This window comes from Kordiimonas sediminis, assembly GCF_014656395.1.
Lineage (GTDB): Bacteria > Pseudomonadota > Alphaproteobacteria > Sphingomonadales > Kordiimonadaceae > Kordiimonas_A > Kordiimonas_A sediminis.
In genome coordinates this window covers 771494-787597 of sequence record NZ_BNCI01000002.1, presented here as the reverse complement: position 1 = coordinate 787597, position 16104 = coordinate 771494, and the positions used below count along the sequence as shown (strand labels likewise).

The 16104-nt window shown below is 46.3% G+C and carries 15 protein-coding genes; 2 read left to right on the top strand and 13 right to left on the bottom strand.

Annotated elements, in window-relative coordinates; all coding sequences use genetic code 11:
* Positions 1–30: 30 nt before the first annotated feature.
* From IE181_RS11225 to IE181_RS11215, 3 genes are all read right to left on the bottom strand, one after another.
* Complete coding sequence (locus tag IE181_RS11225) at positions 31–1137, bottom strand: phosphoglyceromutase (protein WP_229819372.1); 1107 nt, start codon at positions 1135–1137, stop codon at positions 31–33.
* A 119-nt stretch (positions 1138–1256) separates the two neighbouring features.
* On the bottom strand, positions 1257–1907 hold the full coding sequence (maiA, locus tag IE181_RS11220; RefSeq protein ID WP_191252996.1) for a maleylacetoacetate isomerase: 651 nt from the start codon (positions 1905–1907) through the stop codon (positions 1257–1259).
* Positions 1908–1910: 3 nt separating this feature from the next.
* Positions 1911–2921: a fumarylacetoacetate hydrolase family protein gene (locus IE181_RS11215; protein WP_191252994.1), complete on the bottom strand. Its 1011-nt coding sequence runs from the start codon at positions 2919–2921 to the stop codon at positions 1911–1913.
* Between the two features lie 141 nt (positions 2922–3062).
* Between IE181_RS11215 and IE181_RS11210 the strand changes: the two genes are divergently transcribed.
* Positions 3063–3515 (top strand): MarR family winged helix-turn-helix transcriptional regulator, encoded by a 453-nt coding sequence (locus IE181_RS11210; RefSeq protein WP_191252992.1) that lies wholly within the window; start codon positions 3063–3065, stop codon positions 3513–3515.
* Between the two features lie 61 nt (positions 3516–3576).
* Here the strand turns inward: IE181_RS11210 and IE181_RS11205 are convergent, their stop codons facing one another.
* Together IE181_RS11205 and ald are read right to left on the bottom strand one after the other, a co-directional pair.
* The gene (locus IE181_RS11205) at positions 3577–4548 is read right to left on the bottom strand and encodes an asparaginase (RefSeq protein WP_191252990.1); all 972 of its coding nucleotides are present in this window, start codon (positions 4546–4548) and stop codon (positions 3577–3579) included.
* A gap of 55 nt (positions 4549–4603) precedes the next feature.
* Entirely contained in the window at positions 4604–5722 is a 1119-nt protein-coding gene (ald, locus tag IE181_RS11200) for an alanine dehydrogenase (RefSeq protein ID WP_191252988.1), read from the bottom strand.
* A gap of 171 nt (positions 5723–5893) precedes the next feature.
* Between ald and IE181_RS11195 the strand changes: the two genes are divergently transcribed.
* The gene (locus IE181_RS11195) at positions 5894–6373 is read left to right on the top strand and encodes an Lrp/AsnC family transcriptional regulator (RefSeq protein WP_229819369.1); all 480 of its coding nucleotides are present in this window, start codon (positions 5894–5896) and stop codon (positions 6371–6373) included.
* Between the two features lie 8 nt (positions 6374–6381).
* Here IE181_RS11195 and IE181_RS11190 read toward each other — a convergent pair whose 3' ends face one another.
* The 8 genes from IE181_RS11190 to IE181_RS11155 all read right to left on the bottom strand — a co-directional run bounded on the left by IE181_RS11190 (position 6382) and on the right by IE181_RS11155 (position 16081).
* Positions 6382–7383, bottom strand: coding sequence for a cysteine synthase A (locus IE181_RS11190; RefSeq protein WP_191252986.1), 1002 nt, complete (start codon positions 7381–7383; stop codon positions 6382–6384).
* 86 nt (positions 7384–7469) lie between these two features.
* Positions 7470–9221 (bottom strand): DUF885 domain-containing protein, encoded by a 1752-nt coding sequence (locus tag IE181_RS11185; protein ID WP_191252984.1) that lies wholly within the window; start codon positions 9219–9221, stop codon positions 7470–7472.
* 65 nt (positions 9222–9286) lie between these two features.
* The gene (locus tag IE181_RS11180; protein ID WP_191252982.1) at positions 9287–10045 is read right to left on the bottom strand and encodes an SDR family NAD(P)-dependent oxidoreductase; all 759 of its coding nucleotides are present in this window, start codon (positions 10043–10045) and stop codon (positions 9287–9289) included.
* Between the two features lie 14 nt (positions 10046–10059).
* The gene (locus IE181_RS11175; protein WP_191252981.1) at positions 10060–11754 is read right to left on the bottom strand and encodes an AMP-binding protein; all 1695 of its coding nucleotides are present in this window, start codon (positions 11752–11754) and stop codon (positions 10060–10062) included.
* Positions 11755–11779: 25 nt separating this feature from the next.
* Positions 11780–12847, bottom strand: coding sequence for a patatin-like phospholipase family protein (locus IE181_RS11170; RefSeq protein ID WP_191252979.1), 1068 nt, complete (start codon positions 12845–12847; stop codon positions 11780–11782).
* 73 nt (positions 12848–12920) lie between these two features.
* Positions 12921–13886, bottom strand: coding sequence for an NADPH:quinone oxidoreductase family protein (locus IE181_RS11165; RefSeq protein WP_191252978.1), 966 nt, complete (start codon positions 13884–13886; stop codon positions 12921–12923).
* Positions 13887–13953: 67 nt separating this feature from the next.
* Positions 13954–15135: an acetyl-CoA C-acyltransferase gene (locus IE181_RS11160; protein ID WP_191252977.1), complete on the bottom strand. Its 1182-nt coding sequence runs from the start codon at positions 15133–15135 to the stop codon at positions 13954–13956.
* Between the two features lie 28 nt (positions 15136–15163).
* Positions 15164–16081: an SDR family NAD(P)-dependent oxidoreductase gene (locus IE181_RS11155; protein WP_191252976.1), complete on the bottom strand. Its 918-nt coding sequence runs from the start codon at positions 16079–16081 to the stop codon at positions 15164–15166.
* Positions 16082–16104: the final 23 nt, after the last annotated feature.

Below are 16104 nucleotides of genomic sequence, written 5' to 3'. Positions count from 1 at the left end.
TATTTAAAAATCTAAATGTGTTGTGCGGTATTATTCATCTGTAATCGTTGTGATGGGTTTACCTACAGTGAATTCAGATCCGCTGGGCACTTCATAGTCATATCCCAGTATTTTTGCAGCTGTAGAGGCGACCTGATGAAGACTAACTGGTGTTCCTCCTTCAATCTCGCCCAGAGGTTTGATATTTGGACCTATGGCTCCAATCCAGATGCCTTCATCGCCTGGCTTTCCTCCGTGGTGTTTCCAGTCTTCAAGTGTTTCATTGCCGCGGCCATGATCAGTTGTGAGTAACAGTGTGGTCCTGCCCTGATATCTTTCATCATTTTGGACAAAGTCCCACAATTGTGAAATCAAACGGTCATTTCTATTGGCTGACGTCAGATAATGATCATAAAACCCACCGTGTGCAAAATCATCGGTTTCACCAAGACTGATATAGACAAACCGTAATTTGCGTTCCTTCATTGCTTCTAACGCAAAACCCATCGTCAGGGCATCATACCGGACAGAATGCCATATATGTGGCAGTTCTGATTGAATCGCATTCATTGCTTCCACACGGTCGCTCTTAACTTCTGTATAGGCTTCAAAGCCTGCGTTTACAGGTATGCCGCTTCGGTCTTCATTAATGATAAACGGGAAGACATCCCAACTGGTAAATGCCTCGACTTTACCCTTGTACTCAGGTTTATTATGCAGCCATTCAAGCACTGTTACATTAGGGTTTAGGACCTTTTCATTACTGTCTATGCGCGGGTCCGCAAAACCTGTTAAAATTTCACTATATCCCGGATAAGAAAAATGAAATTTGTTAGTATAGTATCCAATACTACCCTTGTCCTGGTTGCCATACAGTTGTCCTTGTTGTGCAACTACATTCCAAAAGAAAGGCATTAGAGCTTTTCGGCGATCTGTCATGGTACCTGTTGCATATTTCTGCTGCAGGTCATTTTTGTCGCCTTTGTGGAACAGAAACTTCTCATCGTGCAAGAAAGCATTATCTGCCCCGCGAAAGACCTCTTCCCACCGCATACCGTCCAGCGTTACCAGAATAACTGTATCTGAATGATTTGGCTCTGCCGCAGTTACAGAAACCGACAGAAAACCCATAAAAATAATTGATAATAGCTTGCGCATTTAATCCCTCATCAAACTCATGTTTCAATAGTTTGCGGGGATACTAGAGTGTGTTTGTTACACTTAATTGGCATAAGGCCCCCGAATTAATCAGGGGCCTAACATTTGTTTAAATACTTTTATATTGCTGGCGTGTCTGGCTGATTTTCAGGTGCAGCATCAATAAACGCCTGAAGCTTATTGGCATTATCCCTAATTGATAACAAAGTCGGGAAATCATCCAGTGCGGTTTTGAAACGCTCTGCATTCCATATCTGAGGCAGTAGGTACACGTCTGCCAATGTTGGGTCATCACCAAATAGAAATTCACCAGATGTGTTTTTTGACAATTTTTCAATGGCTTGAAAGCCTTCTTTAATCCAGTGATGATACCAAATAGCAATATCCTGATCAGAAGCAGAAAAGTCACCCTTTAGGCGCTGCAGTACTGACAGATTATTCAGCGGATGAATATCACAGGCGATTATATTGACTATCTGACGAATAAAGGCCCGATCTGCTGCTGCCTCTGGCAACAATGGAGTTTCCGGATATACCTCTTCAAGATATTCTAAAACCGCTGGTGACTGAGCAATTTTTACATCCCCATCAATAAAGAAAGGGACCCTGCCCTGTGGGTTCAGCGCAACATACTCTGCTTGTTTCTGGCCATCCTCACCAGGCTTCAGGTTAACTGAAACATGCTCATAGTCTAACCCTTTCAGGTTAAGCGCTATCCTGACACGGTATGCAGCAGAAGACCGATAGTATCCATACAGAATGCGTGACACGGTCTAGCCTTTCTTTTGTACTGTTTGATCAATTGAGCCAAAGATAGACTGACCGGATGCATCAAACATTTCAATTTTAATGGTGTCCCCGAACGACATAAAGGGCGTTTTTGGGGCACCTGTTTCAATTGTTTCAATCATTCTGATCTCGGCAATACAGCTGTAGCCTACTCCGCCATCAGCGATCGGGCGGCCCGGGCCGTCATTAAGTTTGTTAGAAACAGTTCCAGAACCAATAATACTACCTGCTTCGAGAGGACGAGACTTCGCAGCATGTGCAATCAATTGTCCAAAATCAAATGTCATATCAATACCGGCATCTGGTTCACCAAATTTTTCGCCATTATAATATGATACCAGTGGTAGCTTCAGTTTTCCGTTCTGCCATGCATCACCGAGTGCATTAGGCGTTACGCAAACCGGTGAAAAAGCACTGGAAGGTTTAGACTGAAAGAAACCAAAGCCTTTGGCAAGCTCGCCAGGGATTAGTCCGCGAAGTGACACATCATTCACGATCATCACAAGACGAATATATTTAAGCGCATCCTCGGCAGATACCCCCATAGGTACATCCCCAGTAATGACAGCAACTTCCCCTTCGAAATCTATACCCCAACCTTCATCGGTAGGCATAACAATCGGATCATGTGGTGCCAGAAAACTATCTGAACCACCTTGGTACATAAGAGGGTCTGTCCAAAAGCTATCTGGCATTTCTGCTCCTCTGGCCTTCCGCACCAATTCCACATGATTGACATAAGCGCTACCATCTGCCCACTGATATGCCCTTGGAAGCGGTGAATGACATGCAGTTTGATCAAATGCTTCACCCTCTATAGCCCCTGACTCTAATGATTCAGCCTTTGCCCGTAGTTTTGGGAAACAGTTTTTCCAATCATCCAGTGCAGCCTGAAGTGTAGGCGCAATTTCCTGTGCAGATGTCATTCGTTTAAGATCATTAGATACCAGAACAAGAGCTCCGTCACGGCCTTCTTTTAAGCTCGCCAATTTCATAAAAACTGTCTCCTATATACGGTCGGGATTTACAGATGCTGCAAGATATTGCAGGTTAAGGAGTATTCGTAATACTTCCAGCTTAATTTGTTAATTCAATATTAGTTACATTAGAAACCTTTTTCAAGAGTGACGGTACATATGTCAGAAAAAATAGACTCCCCTCTTAAACTTCATAATTTCCTGCCGTACCGCCTTTCTGTGCTTTCCAACCGGGTTTCTCAGGCTATTGCTGATAAGTATAATCAACGGTTTGACCTGTCTTTGCCTGAGTGGAGAATTATGGCAGTTTTGGGGGAGTTTCCGGACATTTCAGCAGGAGAAGTTGCTGAGAAAACAGCCATGGATAAAGTTGCTGTGTCCCGCGCCGTTAGTAAATTGCTTGATAAGGGTAATATTGAACGTCACTTTGCAGAAGATGATAAACGCCGCTCCGTTTTGGCGTTATCAGAAACTGGTATCAGTATTTATAACGAGATTGTACCGATTGCCGTTGGCTATGAAGATTTAATTCTCGACCATCTTAGTGATGATGAAAGAGTGTTACTACGCAATCTGTTTGATCGTCTGGATCAAATTCAGCTGCAGATTTAGTAGTATGTTTTCAGACTTTTCGGATGTTTGGAAAGATGTAACAGTAATATCATGTGTAATGCTAAACAGTTTGAGCAATTCTTATGAACTGCTCTTTCCAATCATCCCGACCAGAACCTAACAGCAGCGCTAATAACAAACGCGCTTTTCTGCTATCTAGGCCACCCGCAGAAATCAGTCCATTAGACTGCAGATCGATTTCAGCGCCTTTGTATCCATACGTTTGACTGAAAACACGCCCTTGCCCTGCCCGGCTGGCCAAGACAACGGGTATTTTAGTAGCAAGCGATATCACTTTATCCCGCCACACTTCAGACACATGTCCAGCACCATAGGATTCGATCACCAATCCTGCATACCCCATTTGAGGCAGCGACTGTAACATCCTTCCATCATCCATAAGGCTTATGGCCTGCAAGGCTACATTCGCAAATTTGCAGGTGTGATCTAGCCCTGTGCTGATAACAGCAGGCACAGAAAATTGATGAAGTTTCCCCTCAACTATTTCCCCAACGGGCCCGTGAGAGGCAATAAACGCAGATTTTTTTGATGTATGGGCTTTTCGCACATACAGTGCATCCATCAGGTCACCGTCCATAGCAACATAAACACCTGCAGATGCCTCTGTTGCAGCAACAACTGCATTATAAAGATTTTGCGGGCCATCTGCACCGAGTTCAGACGGATTGACCATGGCACCGGTAAAGACAATCGGAATATCCCCGCAATACATCATGCGCAGGAGAAACGCAGTTTCTTCCATCGTATCAGTACCTTGCACCACGACGATGCCCCTGTAGTATTTGGGGTTTTGCGCATATTCGGCAATAGTACGTAGGTGGTCTATCGATATATTGGCGCTTCCCAGTCGGGCCAGTGTTTCCACGCGGAGGTTCGCAATATCATGGATACCCGGAATAGACGAGATCAAGTCATCACCCGTAAGTGATGGAACAACACCGGCAGCAGTACCAGGTGCCATTGAAATAGTGCCGCCAAGGGCAAACACTTGTATCGGAGACAAATTAACCATGTCTCCGATATACTCTCTTTTTAAGGAACTGCCAATTACTTAAAGTAATCTTGCCTTAGCTTGCGATTACTTCTTCTGCAGGACGGTATGCTAGGTTCTGATCACGCGCTACGGCTTCGTATGTAATATCGCCTTTGTAGACATTCAGACCGTTCAGCAGGTGTCTGTCATCAGACAGCGCTTTCTTCCAACCCTTATTCGCGATTGCAACCGCATGCGGAAGCGTCGCATTGTTCAGCGCGAGTGTAGATGTACGCGCAACGCCGCCTGGCATGTTAGCAACACAGTAATGAACCACTTCGTCTACAACATATGTTGGGTTTTCATGCGTTGTTGCCTTAGATGTTTCGAAACATCCGCCTTGGTCGATGGCAACGTCAACAAGTACAGAACCGCGCATCATCGCAGATACCTGATTGCGTGACACTAGTTTCGGTGCCGCTGCACCTGGAATCAGAACCGCACCAACAGTAAGGTCAGATGCCAGAACGTGCTCTTCAACTGCATCCTGTGTTGAATATACGGTCTTCACACGGCCACGGAAAATATCGTCCAATTGCTGCATACGGCGTATAGACCGGTCAAGAATAGTAACATCAGCACCAAGGCCAACTGCCATGTGCGCAGCGTTTGTACCAACGACACCGCCTCCAATGATTGTTACTTTTGCCGGTGCTGTACCAGGCACACCACCTAGCAGAACACCGCGACCACCCTGGCTCATTTCAAGGGCGTGTGCACCCGCCTGAATTGACATGCGACCTGCAACTTCAGACATTGGCGCCAACAGTGGCAGACCACCATAATTATCAGTAACTGTCTCGTAAGCGATAGCAATACAGCCAGACTTGATAAGGCCTTGTGTTTGTGCTGGATCCGGCGCGAGATGAAGATAGGTGTATAAAATCTGATCTTCACGCAGCATTTCACATTCAACTGCCTGTGGCTCTTTGACCTTTACAATCATATCAGCACGGGCAAAGACATCAGCTGCATTAGGGGCAATAGTTGCGCCCGCTGCTTCATACATGTCATTAGTAAATCCGATCGCTGCACCTGCGTCTGTTTCTACAACCACATCGTGACCATGGCCGATCAACTCGCGCGCTGAAGCCGGAGTTAAACCCACCCGGTATTCACGGTTTTTAATTTCCTTTGGAACGCCCACTAGCATAATCTATCTCCTTCGTTCCGGTGCCTTCCCTTTGCACCGTAATCATTTCAAATCATCGCCGTAAAAATATCAGATGCCTCGTGGTGTGTCCTTGCGAAGTGTAGCAAAATCAGTTAGAAATTTCGCAGATTATTGCGCGAATATAGAATTATACTAAGGATACTGCGAAAATTGAGACTAGATGCCATTGATTATGCGATTCTGGAACACCTTCAGGAAAACGGCAGAATATCAAATGTTGAATTAGCAGACAGCGTTGGTTTGTCCGAGTCAGCCTGCTTGCGCCGGGTAAAAATACTGCATGATAATAATGTCATTGAACAGTATAGCGCCCATGTGAACCCAAGTAAGGTAGGATTGCCTGGTTCAGTTTTTGTAAGCGTAACCCTGGACCGTCAACAAGAAGGCCAATTAGGTGACTTCGAACGACAGGTCAGAGATGTTGACGAAGTGATGGAATGCTATCTGATGAGCGGTGAGGTGGATTATATGATCCGTGTAGCCGTTGCGGACGCAACAGACTATGAACGCATCCACAACAAGTTAACTCGATTACCCGGTGTATCCCGTATTCATTCCAGCTTTGCGCTGAGAACCATATTGAAACGAAATAAATTACCAGTATCACCCGAATTCAAAACAAAGAAATAACCCCCTTGCTATAGCCAGGACGGTACAGGAAGCCCTTTATCTCTTAGGAATTCAGGATTAAATAGTCTGGACTGATAACGAAGACCACTATCACAAAGAGTAGTTACAATTGTCTTGCCTGGGCCCATTTTTTTGGCGAGCTCGATCGCGCCGGCAACATTGACGCCACTGGATGTGCCAACACATAAACCTTCTTTTTGAAGAAGATCAAATGCTAGCTGCACAGCGACTTCATCTGTAATCTGAAATGCTTCGTCGATTGGTGCGCCTTCTAGGTTTCCGGTAATTCTGGATTGGCCAATTCCCTCAGATATTGAACTACCTTCAGACTTCAATTCACCAGTTGTATAATAGCTGTAAAGTGCAGCACCCATTGGGTCAGCAAGCGCTGTAACTATGTTAGGATTTTTTTCTTTTAGCCCTATCGCAGTACCTGCAAGCGTACCACCAGTGCCAACAGCATGCACAAATGCGTCTACCTTGCCATCTGTCTGATTCCAGATTTCTTGGGATGTGGTTTTGATATGAGCCTCTCTGTTCGCGGTATTATCAAACTGACGCGCCCAAATAACTCCATGTTTTGATTTTTGGGATAGCTCTTCAGCAAGTCGTTTCGCAACATGCTGGAAATTATTCGGATTGGAATAAGGTGCTGCTGGTACAAGCTTCAGTTCTGCGCCTAAAATTCGCAAAGTATCAATTTTCTCCTGCGACTGCGTCTCAGGCATCACAATAAGAGTTTTATAACCTTTGGCATTCGCAACAACTGTCAAGCCAATACCTGTGTTACCTGCAGTCCCTTCAACGATCAAGCCACCAGGCTCCAACAGCTTCTTATCCTCGGCATCCTCAATGATATTTAAGCCGGCACGGTCCTTAACAGATCCACCCGGATTTGCATATTCTGCCTTAGCATAAATGTCACACCCCGTAAGCTCAGACGGATACTTGAGCTTGATCAGTGGGGTGTTACCAATTGCGGACAATGCCGTGCTTTCGTATTTAGACACATTAAATTCCTTTTTCTATATTTCAGGAAATAATGCAGCCACAATAGAATAACAACCCACTTTATTGTTACTATAGAAATATTTTTCTATTTTTGTGCATCGATCCATGATTGAACACGGGCTTCAAGGATAGTCAAAGGCACACCACCTGCAGACATTATCCGATCATGAAACGCTTTGATGTCAAACTTTTCACCCAAAGTTTCCTCGACAAGTTTGCGTAGTTCGAGCAATTTAAGCTCTCCCATTTTGTAGGCCAAAGCCTGACCCGGCCAGGAAATATAGCGATCAACTTCTGTCCTGATATTGTGGGTTGAAAGCGCTGAGTTTTCCTCTAGCAGTAACTGCGCCTGTCTTCTGGTCCAGCCCTTTGAATGAATACCAGTATCGATCACGAGCCTGCAAGCCCGCCACATCTCATACGTCAGGCGTCCAAATTGCTCATAGGGGGTCTCATAGATATTCATGTCCAGCCCTAGTTTTTCACTGTACAAACCCCAACCTTCGCCAAATGCATGAGGATAGAGGCCAAGACGGAACTCGGGCACATTCTCCAGCTCTTTAGACAGTGCATTCTGTGTATGATGCCCCGGTGCCCCCTCATGCAACGTCAAGGCCGGCAAGGCATACAATGGGCGTTTATCCAGGAAGTGTGTGTTGACCCAGTAGTAACCCCCACGGTCAGCGGTAAGCGGTGCACCAACATAGCGCCCTGTGGTGTAATTAGGCGCGATAGCGTCCGGCACGGCCTCCACACCATAAGGCTGACGCGGCATTTTACCAAATAGCGCAGGCAAACGGCCATCAATTTTCTTGGCGATATAGCTGGCATGCATCAATAGTTCTTTTGCAGACTTGGCGTAGAACTGCTCATCTGTCCGCAAAAAGGTTAAGAACTCTTTGAAGGTTCCTTCATAGCCAACCTCCTTGATGATTTCTTCCATTTCAGACCTGATGCGGGCAACTTCCTGCAAACCCAGCTCGTGTATTTCGTCCGGCGTAACGTCTAGAGTAGTGTAATATTTCACAAACTCTTTATAAATTTCATCACCATTTGGCCACTCTGACGCCCCCAGGCTTTCACGTGCCGCTGGATAGTATTCCTCGTTCATGAAAGTATTCAATTTCACATAGGCCGCATTCACACTGTTCATTACAGCGTCTTTGCCTTTTGCCCTTAATGCTTCCTTTTCTGCATCCGACAGAAACTTCGACATGTTCATAAATGGTTTGTAGAATGCACTATCTTCAGCTTTTTCAACTATTGGCGCCGAGAAAGTAGACAATAAACCATCAAGCACGATTTTTGGCATGGTGTAGCCGTCCTTGATCCCAATGCGCATATTGGCGATATGATCGTCAAAATACCGCGGGATATCATTTAGACGTGCAATATATGCTTCATAGTCTTCTTTGCTTTTGAGACTAACCATAGAAGCCATTCTGGGGAGGTAACTATGGAAGCCACCGTCACTGACAAACGGCATACGCCAATTTCGAGTATTCTCAAAAATCAAACCTGAGTTCAGGTAATATACAAACATATCATAGTTTAGCTGGCTTTCTTCCTCCAGCTTTGAACGATCAATTGAACCCAATTGATCTTTTAGAGCCTGCAACTTTGCTTTGTGCGATGCATGAAAATCGGCACTTACAGGGGCCATTCTATCGGCAACAGGACGTGGCTGTCCCTTTGGGGCCGTACCGGGATTGACAGAATAATAATATGCTCGTTCTTTAGCAAAAAGATCCTCTAGCGCATTTTCTGTAGCAGTATCCGCAGACGTTGGTATGAAACCTGCCAGTATAATAGCCGTTGTCAGTAAGTATTTTTTCATTATCGCCCCTCATTTATGCTTAGTAAATTTTCCTGGCAAAAAAGACTGCCATTATTTGTACGAATTCAAAATTGTATGCCTTTGGTAAAGCCGCCGTCTACTTTCACATTGGTACCGGTAACCCATGACGCTGCCTCGCTGGAGAGAAAGGCAACAACATTTGCCACTTCATCTGCCGTTCCCAGCCGTGCCGAACCGTGTCGCGCCTCAACAGCGTTGTACATTTCTGGATTTTGCCTTTTAACCTGCCCCCAAAAGCCGTCCTCGATATAAATGGGACCAGGCGAGACACTATTGACGCGCACATGTTGTGTGACAGCGGTCTCAGATAACTGTGCAGCATAGCTGATCAGTGCAGACTTGACTGTGCCGTAAGCGGACACACCGCCAGTTTGCTCCAGTCCGGATATACTGGAAATAACCGTAATCGCACCCCCGCCAGTATCAGCAATAAGCGGCAGCGCCACTTCGCATGTGGTAACCGTGCCCATCAAATCAGTTTGAACAGCAGACTGCCAGCCTGCCTGCCCGGGTGTCGCACCACCCGAAACATTCGGCACTACTATGTCAAGACCATCCAGCATATCGGCGGTTTCAAGAATGAATTGTGCCAACGATTCACTATCTGAGACATTACAGGCACCACCAGTAACCTGCCCTGGCAGATCACGGCATGCATCAACTGCCCTATCAATGTCAGACTGTGTGCGTGCACAGAACCGAACATTAGCTCCCTCACTGGCCAATTTACGAACAGTAGCAAATCCGATACCGCGGCTACCGCCCGTAACAAGTGCACGGCGGCCTTTTAGTCCTAGGTCCATATTCCCCCCTTCCCTTAGGAGGCAAAGTCCCTGATTGCCTGATCTCGCAACTCTCGGCGCAGAACCTTACCAACTGGTGATTTTGGCATTTCATCGATCATAACGACGACTTTGGGTACCTTATATCCAGTCAGGTGCTCCCGGCAATGATCAATAACATCCTGTTCTGTTAAATTTTGGTCAGCCTTAATGACATAGGCAATAAGTTTTTCCCCCGTATGATCATCTGATACACCCACGACGGCGGCTTCAGCGATAGCTGCGTTCATCATCAAAGCATCTTCAACCTCGGTTGGGTACACATTAAATCCCGACACAATGACCATATCTTTAATCCGGTCGACAATTTTCAGATAGCCTTCATCGTCAATTACCGCCACATCTCCGGTTTTAAGCCACCCGTCGACTATTGTTTCCTGTGTTGCTTCAGGCTGGTTTAAATAGCCTTTCATTACTTGTGGCCCTCTAACCCACAACTCCCCTGCTTCCCCAACTGGCAAGATATTACCCGCTTCATCAGTTACTTTGAGTTCGGTACCCGGGGCCGCTTTGCCACAAGTTCCGATTTTAGGGTCTCTATCTAGCGGCATCGTCGCCACCATACAGGTGCTCTCTGTAAGACCATACCCCTCGAAGATTTTGCAGTTAGTTAGCGCACTCCACTCCTGTGCAATGGAAGTTTGCAACGGTGCGGCACCAGAATAGCAATATTTAAGCGTCGTAGGCGGTTTAGCTTTAAACCATTCTTCTTCCAGAAGTCCTAGGAAAAGCGTATTAACGCCCGGCAGGATCGTAATATCGAATGTCTCGAAAACTGGCTTAAGATTAGAAAGCGGCCTAGGCACCGGTACCAGCACCATATGACCACCAGCATACATGCCAGAGATCATCCCGACAGCAAGAGCATAAACATGATAAAGTGGAAGTACGAGCAACAATGTCTCATTCGTTTCTTCTGCAAGTGCCTCTTCTTTTTTCTTGGCTTGCGATATATTCGAAACAATATTCCTGTGGGTTAACTCCGCGCCCTTACTGCGTCCAGTGGTGCCACCTGTGTACTGATAGATAAGTGTATCATCCAACGTAACGTCTTTGCGGTATGATGGAATATCAACACCGCGTGATAAGTGCTTGTTACCTATTTTTAAAATTGACGCCAGCGACCCATGAAACCCAACAGACGCTTCAGGGATAATCTTTTTAACCCGTTTCATTGCAAACTTTAGAATGCCCGCCTTCACTGTCGGAAACAAATCAACCAATGACAGGGAGAAAACTTTCTCTACATCCGTATCCTTAATTGCGGAGTCTAATTTGTCCCCGAACAAATCTACCACAAACAATATCTTAGCCTTACTGTCCTGCAACTGATGCTGGGTTTCTTCTGGCGTGTATAAAGGGTTGATATTAGTTATTTTGATGCCTGCCTTAAAAGCACCAAATGCAACAACAGGATATGCCAGCATATTCAATGACTGTATGGCGATTACGTCATTTGTATTAAGCTTCAATTCCTCCCTAAGGAAAACCGCCATAGCGTCTGACAGTCGACCAACTTCAGCATACGTCAGAGTATGGTGGTGGCCGGAAGGCAGGACACAACTAACACACGGCATATGTGGATTACGTTCAACACATATGTCGATCAGGTTGCCGGCATTAGATGCCAGCATATCCGCATCGGTAAACTCTTCACCCTTAATGATCATTGCTGTACCTCCCCTTACGTTGTGATCATGGCGCTGCTTCAATACAGTCCATTAATTTATCATGTGACTGCAGAAGGTTCCCCAACTCTTCCTCTAGCCTTCTGCTTTCGCTAATAACTGTTTTCCAATACGTCAGCCTTTCTGCGTCAGGCATTTCAGTGAAATTGGATCGTTCTGGAATTTGCTGATACGGCAGAGATGCAACAAAATCGTCTGTCGGACATAGCAACAACATATCATCCCAAACATCACCGCGGACACGGCGTGAAACTCTACGCTTATCGAACCAACCTGGTATTAAGTGGGGGTAAAAGTGAGGATACAGTATAATCCCGTCACCAGTTTTCCATGACACATCAAAATGGTAGTCAATCACGCCACCGTCACGGTAAACACCCTCTGGTGCACCCGGGATGTTCACCACAGGATCAATGACAAACGGCACAGACCCGCTCGCCATCAAAGCTTGTGGCAATAGTGCTCCACCCAGTTTTATGTCTACCCTATTATAATCCTGCCACTGTTCTGATAACATGGGCTGTTCATGGCTATGAAAAACCACGCGATCAAAAAACAGACCTAACCCTTTTCTATCAACCGCATTGAAAACTGCGGAAGAAAGCAGGCCAATGAATTCAAACAGCTTAATCCTACTGGCCGTTAGGCCTTTGCACCTTACAGCTACTATATTTAAATTTCTTTGGGGGTTATTTGTAAGGGCAGCCTTATCATCGTCAGGGAAAACGGTATCAAGTATTTCGTAAGATTGCCGGGTTATTTCCGCCGCGGTTACCCCATTAGAGGAACGATAGGAAAGATAACCATCAATAAACTCATCAACCTTTCGGGAAGGTTCCGGGTGCGCCGCAAGCGCCATGCGCCACGCACCAATTGATGACCCAACCAAATCAATCTTCTGAGATGCCATTGGAAGCCATGCACCAAAAAGAAAACGGTCAAGCGCCTGAAGTACCAGCCATTTGGGGCCACCAGAAGCACCTACAACAGCACGCACAAGATCAGGAGTTAATCCCCTGTCCTCTATCCGCTGTTTGGCATTTTTACCTGCAATAATACGTAAGGCCGACATCATATATCCCTAATTAGAAATATGAGAATATCGGCCTTTGTATCTTTTTCAAGACTAACTAGTCCATAAAATACGATTATGGCGTAATAATTACTTTTCCTTTGGCTCTTCGCTCTGTCAAACAGGCATAAGCATCCTTTATTTGGTTAAGACTGAAGACATCATTGACCAGAGGCGCAATTGTACCTTTTTCAAGCATTGCAAACATTGCTTCCATATTCTGACGTTGCTCTGCAGGGTGTGCTGCTGCCCATGCGCCCCAGAACACTCCAACGATTGATGTTTGTTTAATAAGACACAGGTTGATAGGAATTTTTGGGATATCACCAGCAGCAAAACCGATTACTAACAAACGGCCACCTGGTTTTAATGTACGAAGCGCCGTTTCTGAATAATCCCCACCCACTGGATCATAAACAATATCACAACCACCAAGCTCTTTCATGCGGGCCTTCAGGTCATCGGTAGAATAATTGATCAGCTCATCAGCACCTGCCTTCTTGCACACTGCAAGCTTCTCATCACTGCTTGCAGCCGCAATGACCCGCGCCCCCATGGCCTTAGCGAGCTCCACCGTTGCCAACCCCACGCCGCCAGCTGCTCCAAGAACCAGGACTGTCTCTCCTGGCTGAATATTTGCACGCTGTTTCAGGGCATGATAGGTCGTTGCATATGTTATCGTGAAACCTGCCGCGACTTCAAAACTCATCGCCGCAGGAATTGGGATACAAACGGCTGCATTTGCGACTACTTTCTCTGCAAAGGCACCCGTATTATTTGTGAAAATAACCCTGTCGCCTACTTTTAAGTGATCTACACCGTCACCCACTTGACTTACAACACCTGAACCTTCCCCGCCCGGCGTAAATGGCAGTGGTGGCTTAAATTGATATTTACCTTCAATAATCAAAGTATCCGGGAAATTAAGCCCAGCTGCCTTTACATCAATCAGCACCTCACCCTTGCCTGGTGTTGGTGTATCAATTTCCATCACCTGCAACTTTTCAGCAGGCCCTAATTCCGTACACAATACAGCTTTCATTGCCGTCCCCTATTCCGCTTTACACTATTAATGGTAAAAAGGGGCCGTAGGCCCCCTTAAAGATATATTAAACGACTTCGAACAAGCCAGCAGCACCCATGCCGCCGCCAACACACATCGTGCAGACAACATATTTGGCGCCGCGACGCTTACCTTCGATCAAGGCATGGCCAACCATGCGCGCACCAGACATACCGTAAGGGTGGCCAACGGAAATAGCACCACCATTCACATTCAGCAGATCATTGGGGATACCAAGCTTATCACGGCAGTAAAGTACCTGAACGGCAAACGCTTCATTTAGTTCCCAAAGACCGATATCATCCATAGTCAAGCCGTTTGCTTTCAATAGCTTTGGCACTGCCCAAATTGGTCCAATACCCATTTCGTCTGGTTCACACCCAGCAACCGCAATACCTCGGTAAATACCAAGCGGATTTAGCCCTTTCTGTTCGGCTACCTTCGCTTCCATCAAGACAGATGCAGACGCACCATCAGAAAGCTGGCTTGCGTTACCCGCCGTGATGGTACCGCCTTCAATAACCGTACGCAGACCCTGCAAGCCTTCCAGAGTTGTCTCTGGTCGGTTACCTTCGTCTTTTTCAAGCGTTACATCATGGAAGGTTATCTCACCTGTTTCTTTGTTCATGACACCCATTTTGGAAGCCAGAGGCACGATTTCGTCGTCAAACTTGCCTGCTTGCTGTGCAGCCGCAGTCCGCATTTGGGACTGATAGCCATATTCATCCATTGCGTCGCGACTAATGCCGTAGCGATCTGCAACCACCTCTGCCGTTTGCAGCATTGGCATATAAATATCCTTGTGCATCGCAACCAGACTTTTGTCGACCATCATGTGCGTGTTCATTTTGTCATTTTGAACGAGAGAGATGCTATCCAGACCAGCACCAATAGCCACATCCATTCCGTCATGAACAATTTGCTTGGCAGCAGTTGCGATCGCCATCATGCCACTAGAACATTGACGATCAAGTGTCATACCTGAAACCGTCACAGGCAAACCAGCACGCAAGGCCGCTGTACGTCCTATATTACCGCCAGAGGTGCCCTGGGTTAAGGCACACCCCATAATCACATCTTCAACCTCCGCGCCGTCTATGCCAGCCCGTTTGACTGCATGTTCAATAGCATGACCACCAAGTGTTGGTGCCTGTGTCGCATTAAAAGCACCACGGTAAGCTCGACCAATCGGTGTACGCGCGGTAGATACGATGACTGCTTCACGCATTGTCATTCTCCTTCTGATGTTTCTTTAGTTATCCGAGTTTCACGCCATTGGCGGCAGCAGCATGCTGCAAAAACTTCATTGTTTGTTCGCCGCCTGCTTTAAGTTCTTTTTGTTCGCTATTAGCAATCGCATCCCAATTAGCTGCAATATTTTCTGCTGTTGCTTCGCCTTCCGCGAACGCCAGGCCTTCTGTTTCGTTAACTACTGCACGTGCAAAGTGGCCTGCCCCTGCAGCGAGAATTGTGCGGTTTGGTCCTTCATCTGAGACTAGATATAATACAGCCGGTGTCACAAGTTCAGGCTTCAAAAGATCAAGCGCCTCTTGTGGCATCAACCCTTCCGTCATGCGTGTTGCTGCACATGGGCTAAGACAGTTTACATTGATGTTATATTTAGCACCTTCAAGGCAAAGTGTGTTCATCAGTCCCACCACGCCCATTTTGGCTGAACCGTAGTTTGCCTGCCCAAAATTACCATATAGTCCGGATGAAGACGTTGTCATGACGATACGACCAAAGCCCTGATCGCGCATAATATCCCAAACAGCCTTTGTACAGTTCATGGATCCGGTTAAATGCACATCCACAACCATATTGAAGTTTGAATGTTCCATTTTGGTAAACGTTTTATCGCGCAGGATACCTGCGTTGTTGACCAGAATGTCAATACGGCCCCATTTATCCATGGCGGCCTGGACCATTGCTTCTACTTCGTCGACTTTGCAGACGTTTGCACCATTGGCAATTGCCTCACCACCCGCAGCTACAATCTCAGCCACTACAGCCTCTGCAGCCGTCGCAGAGCCACCCGCGCCACTGACGTCACCACCAAGATCATTAACAACAACTTTTGCGCCTCGTTTAGCAAGCGCCAAGGCATGTTCCCGTCCCAAGCCGTTACCTGCACCAGTGACGATAGCCACACGATCATCAAAACGAATAGTCATAAAAATAACTCCAAATCCAAAGC

Coding starts and splice junctions, on each gene's coding strand:
- IE181_RS11225 (WP_229819372.1), bottom strand. CDS start 1,137: ATGCGCAAGCTATTATCAATTATTTTTATGGGTTTTCTGTCGGTTTCT.
- IE181_RS11215 (WP_191252994.1), bottom strand. CDS start 2,921: ATGAAATTGGCGAGCTTAAAAGAAGGCCGTGACGGAGCTCTTGTTCTG.
- IE181_RS11210 (WP_191252992.1), top strand. CDS start 3,063: ATGTCAGAAAAAATAGACTCCCCTCTTAAACTTCATAATTTCCTGCCG.
- IE181_RS11205 (WP_191252990.1), bottom strand. CDS start 4,548: ATGGTTAATTTGTCTCCGATACAAGTGTTTGCCCTTGGCGGCACTATT.
- ald (WP_191252988.1), bottom strand. CDS start 5,722: ATGCTAGTGGGCGTTCCAAAGGAAATTAAAAACCGTGAATACCGGGTG.
- IE181_RS11185 (WP_191252984.1), bottom strand. CDS start 9,221: ATGAAAAAATACTTACTGACAACGGCTATTATACTGGCAGGTTTCATA.
- IE181_RS11180 (WP_191252982.1), bottom strand. CDS start 10,045: ATGGACCTAGGACTAAAAGGCCGCCGTGCACTTGTTACGGGCGGTAGC.
- IE181_RS11175 (WP_191252981.1), bottom strand. CDS start 11,754: ATGATCATTAAGGGTGAAGAGTTTACCGATGCGGATATGCTGGCATCT.
- IE181_RS11170 (WP_191252979.1), bottom strand. CDS start 12,847: ATGATGTCGGCCTTACGTATTATTGCAGGTAAAAATGCCAAACAGCGG.
- IE181_RS11165 (WP_191252978.1), bottom strand. CDS start 13,886: ATGAAAGCTGTATTGTGTACGGAATTAGGGCCTGCTGAAAAGTTGCAG.
- IE181_RS11160 (WP_191252977.1), bottom strand. CDS start 15,135: ATGCGTGAAGCAGTCATCGTATCTACCGCGCGTACACCGATTGGTCGA.
- IE181_RS11155 (WP_191252976.1), bottom strand. CDS start 16,081: ATGACTATTCGTTTTGATGATCGTGTGGCTATCGTCACTGGTGCAGGT.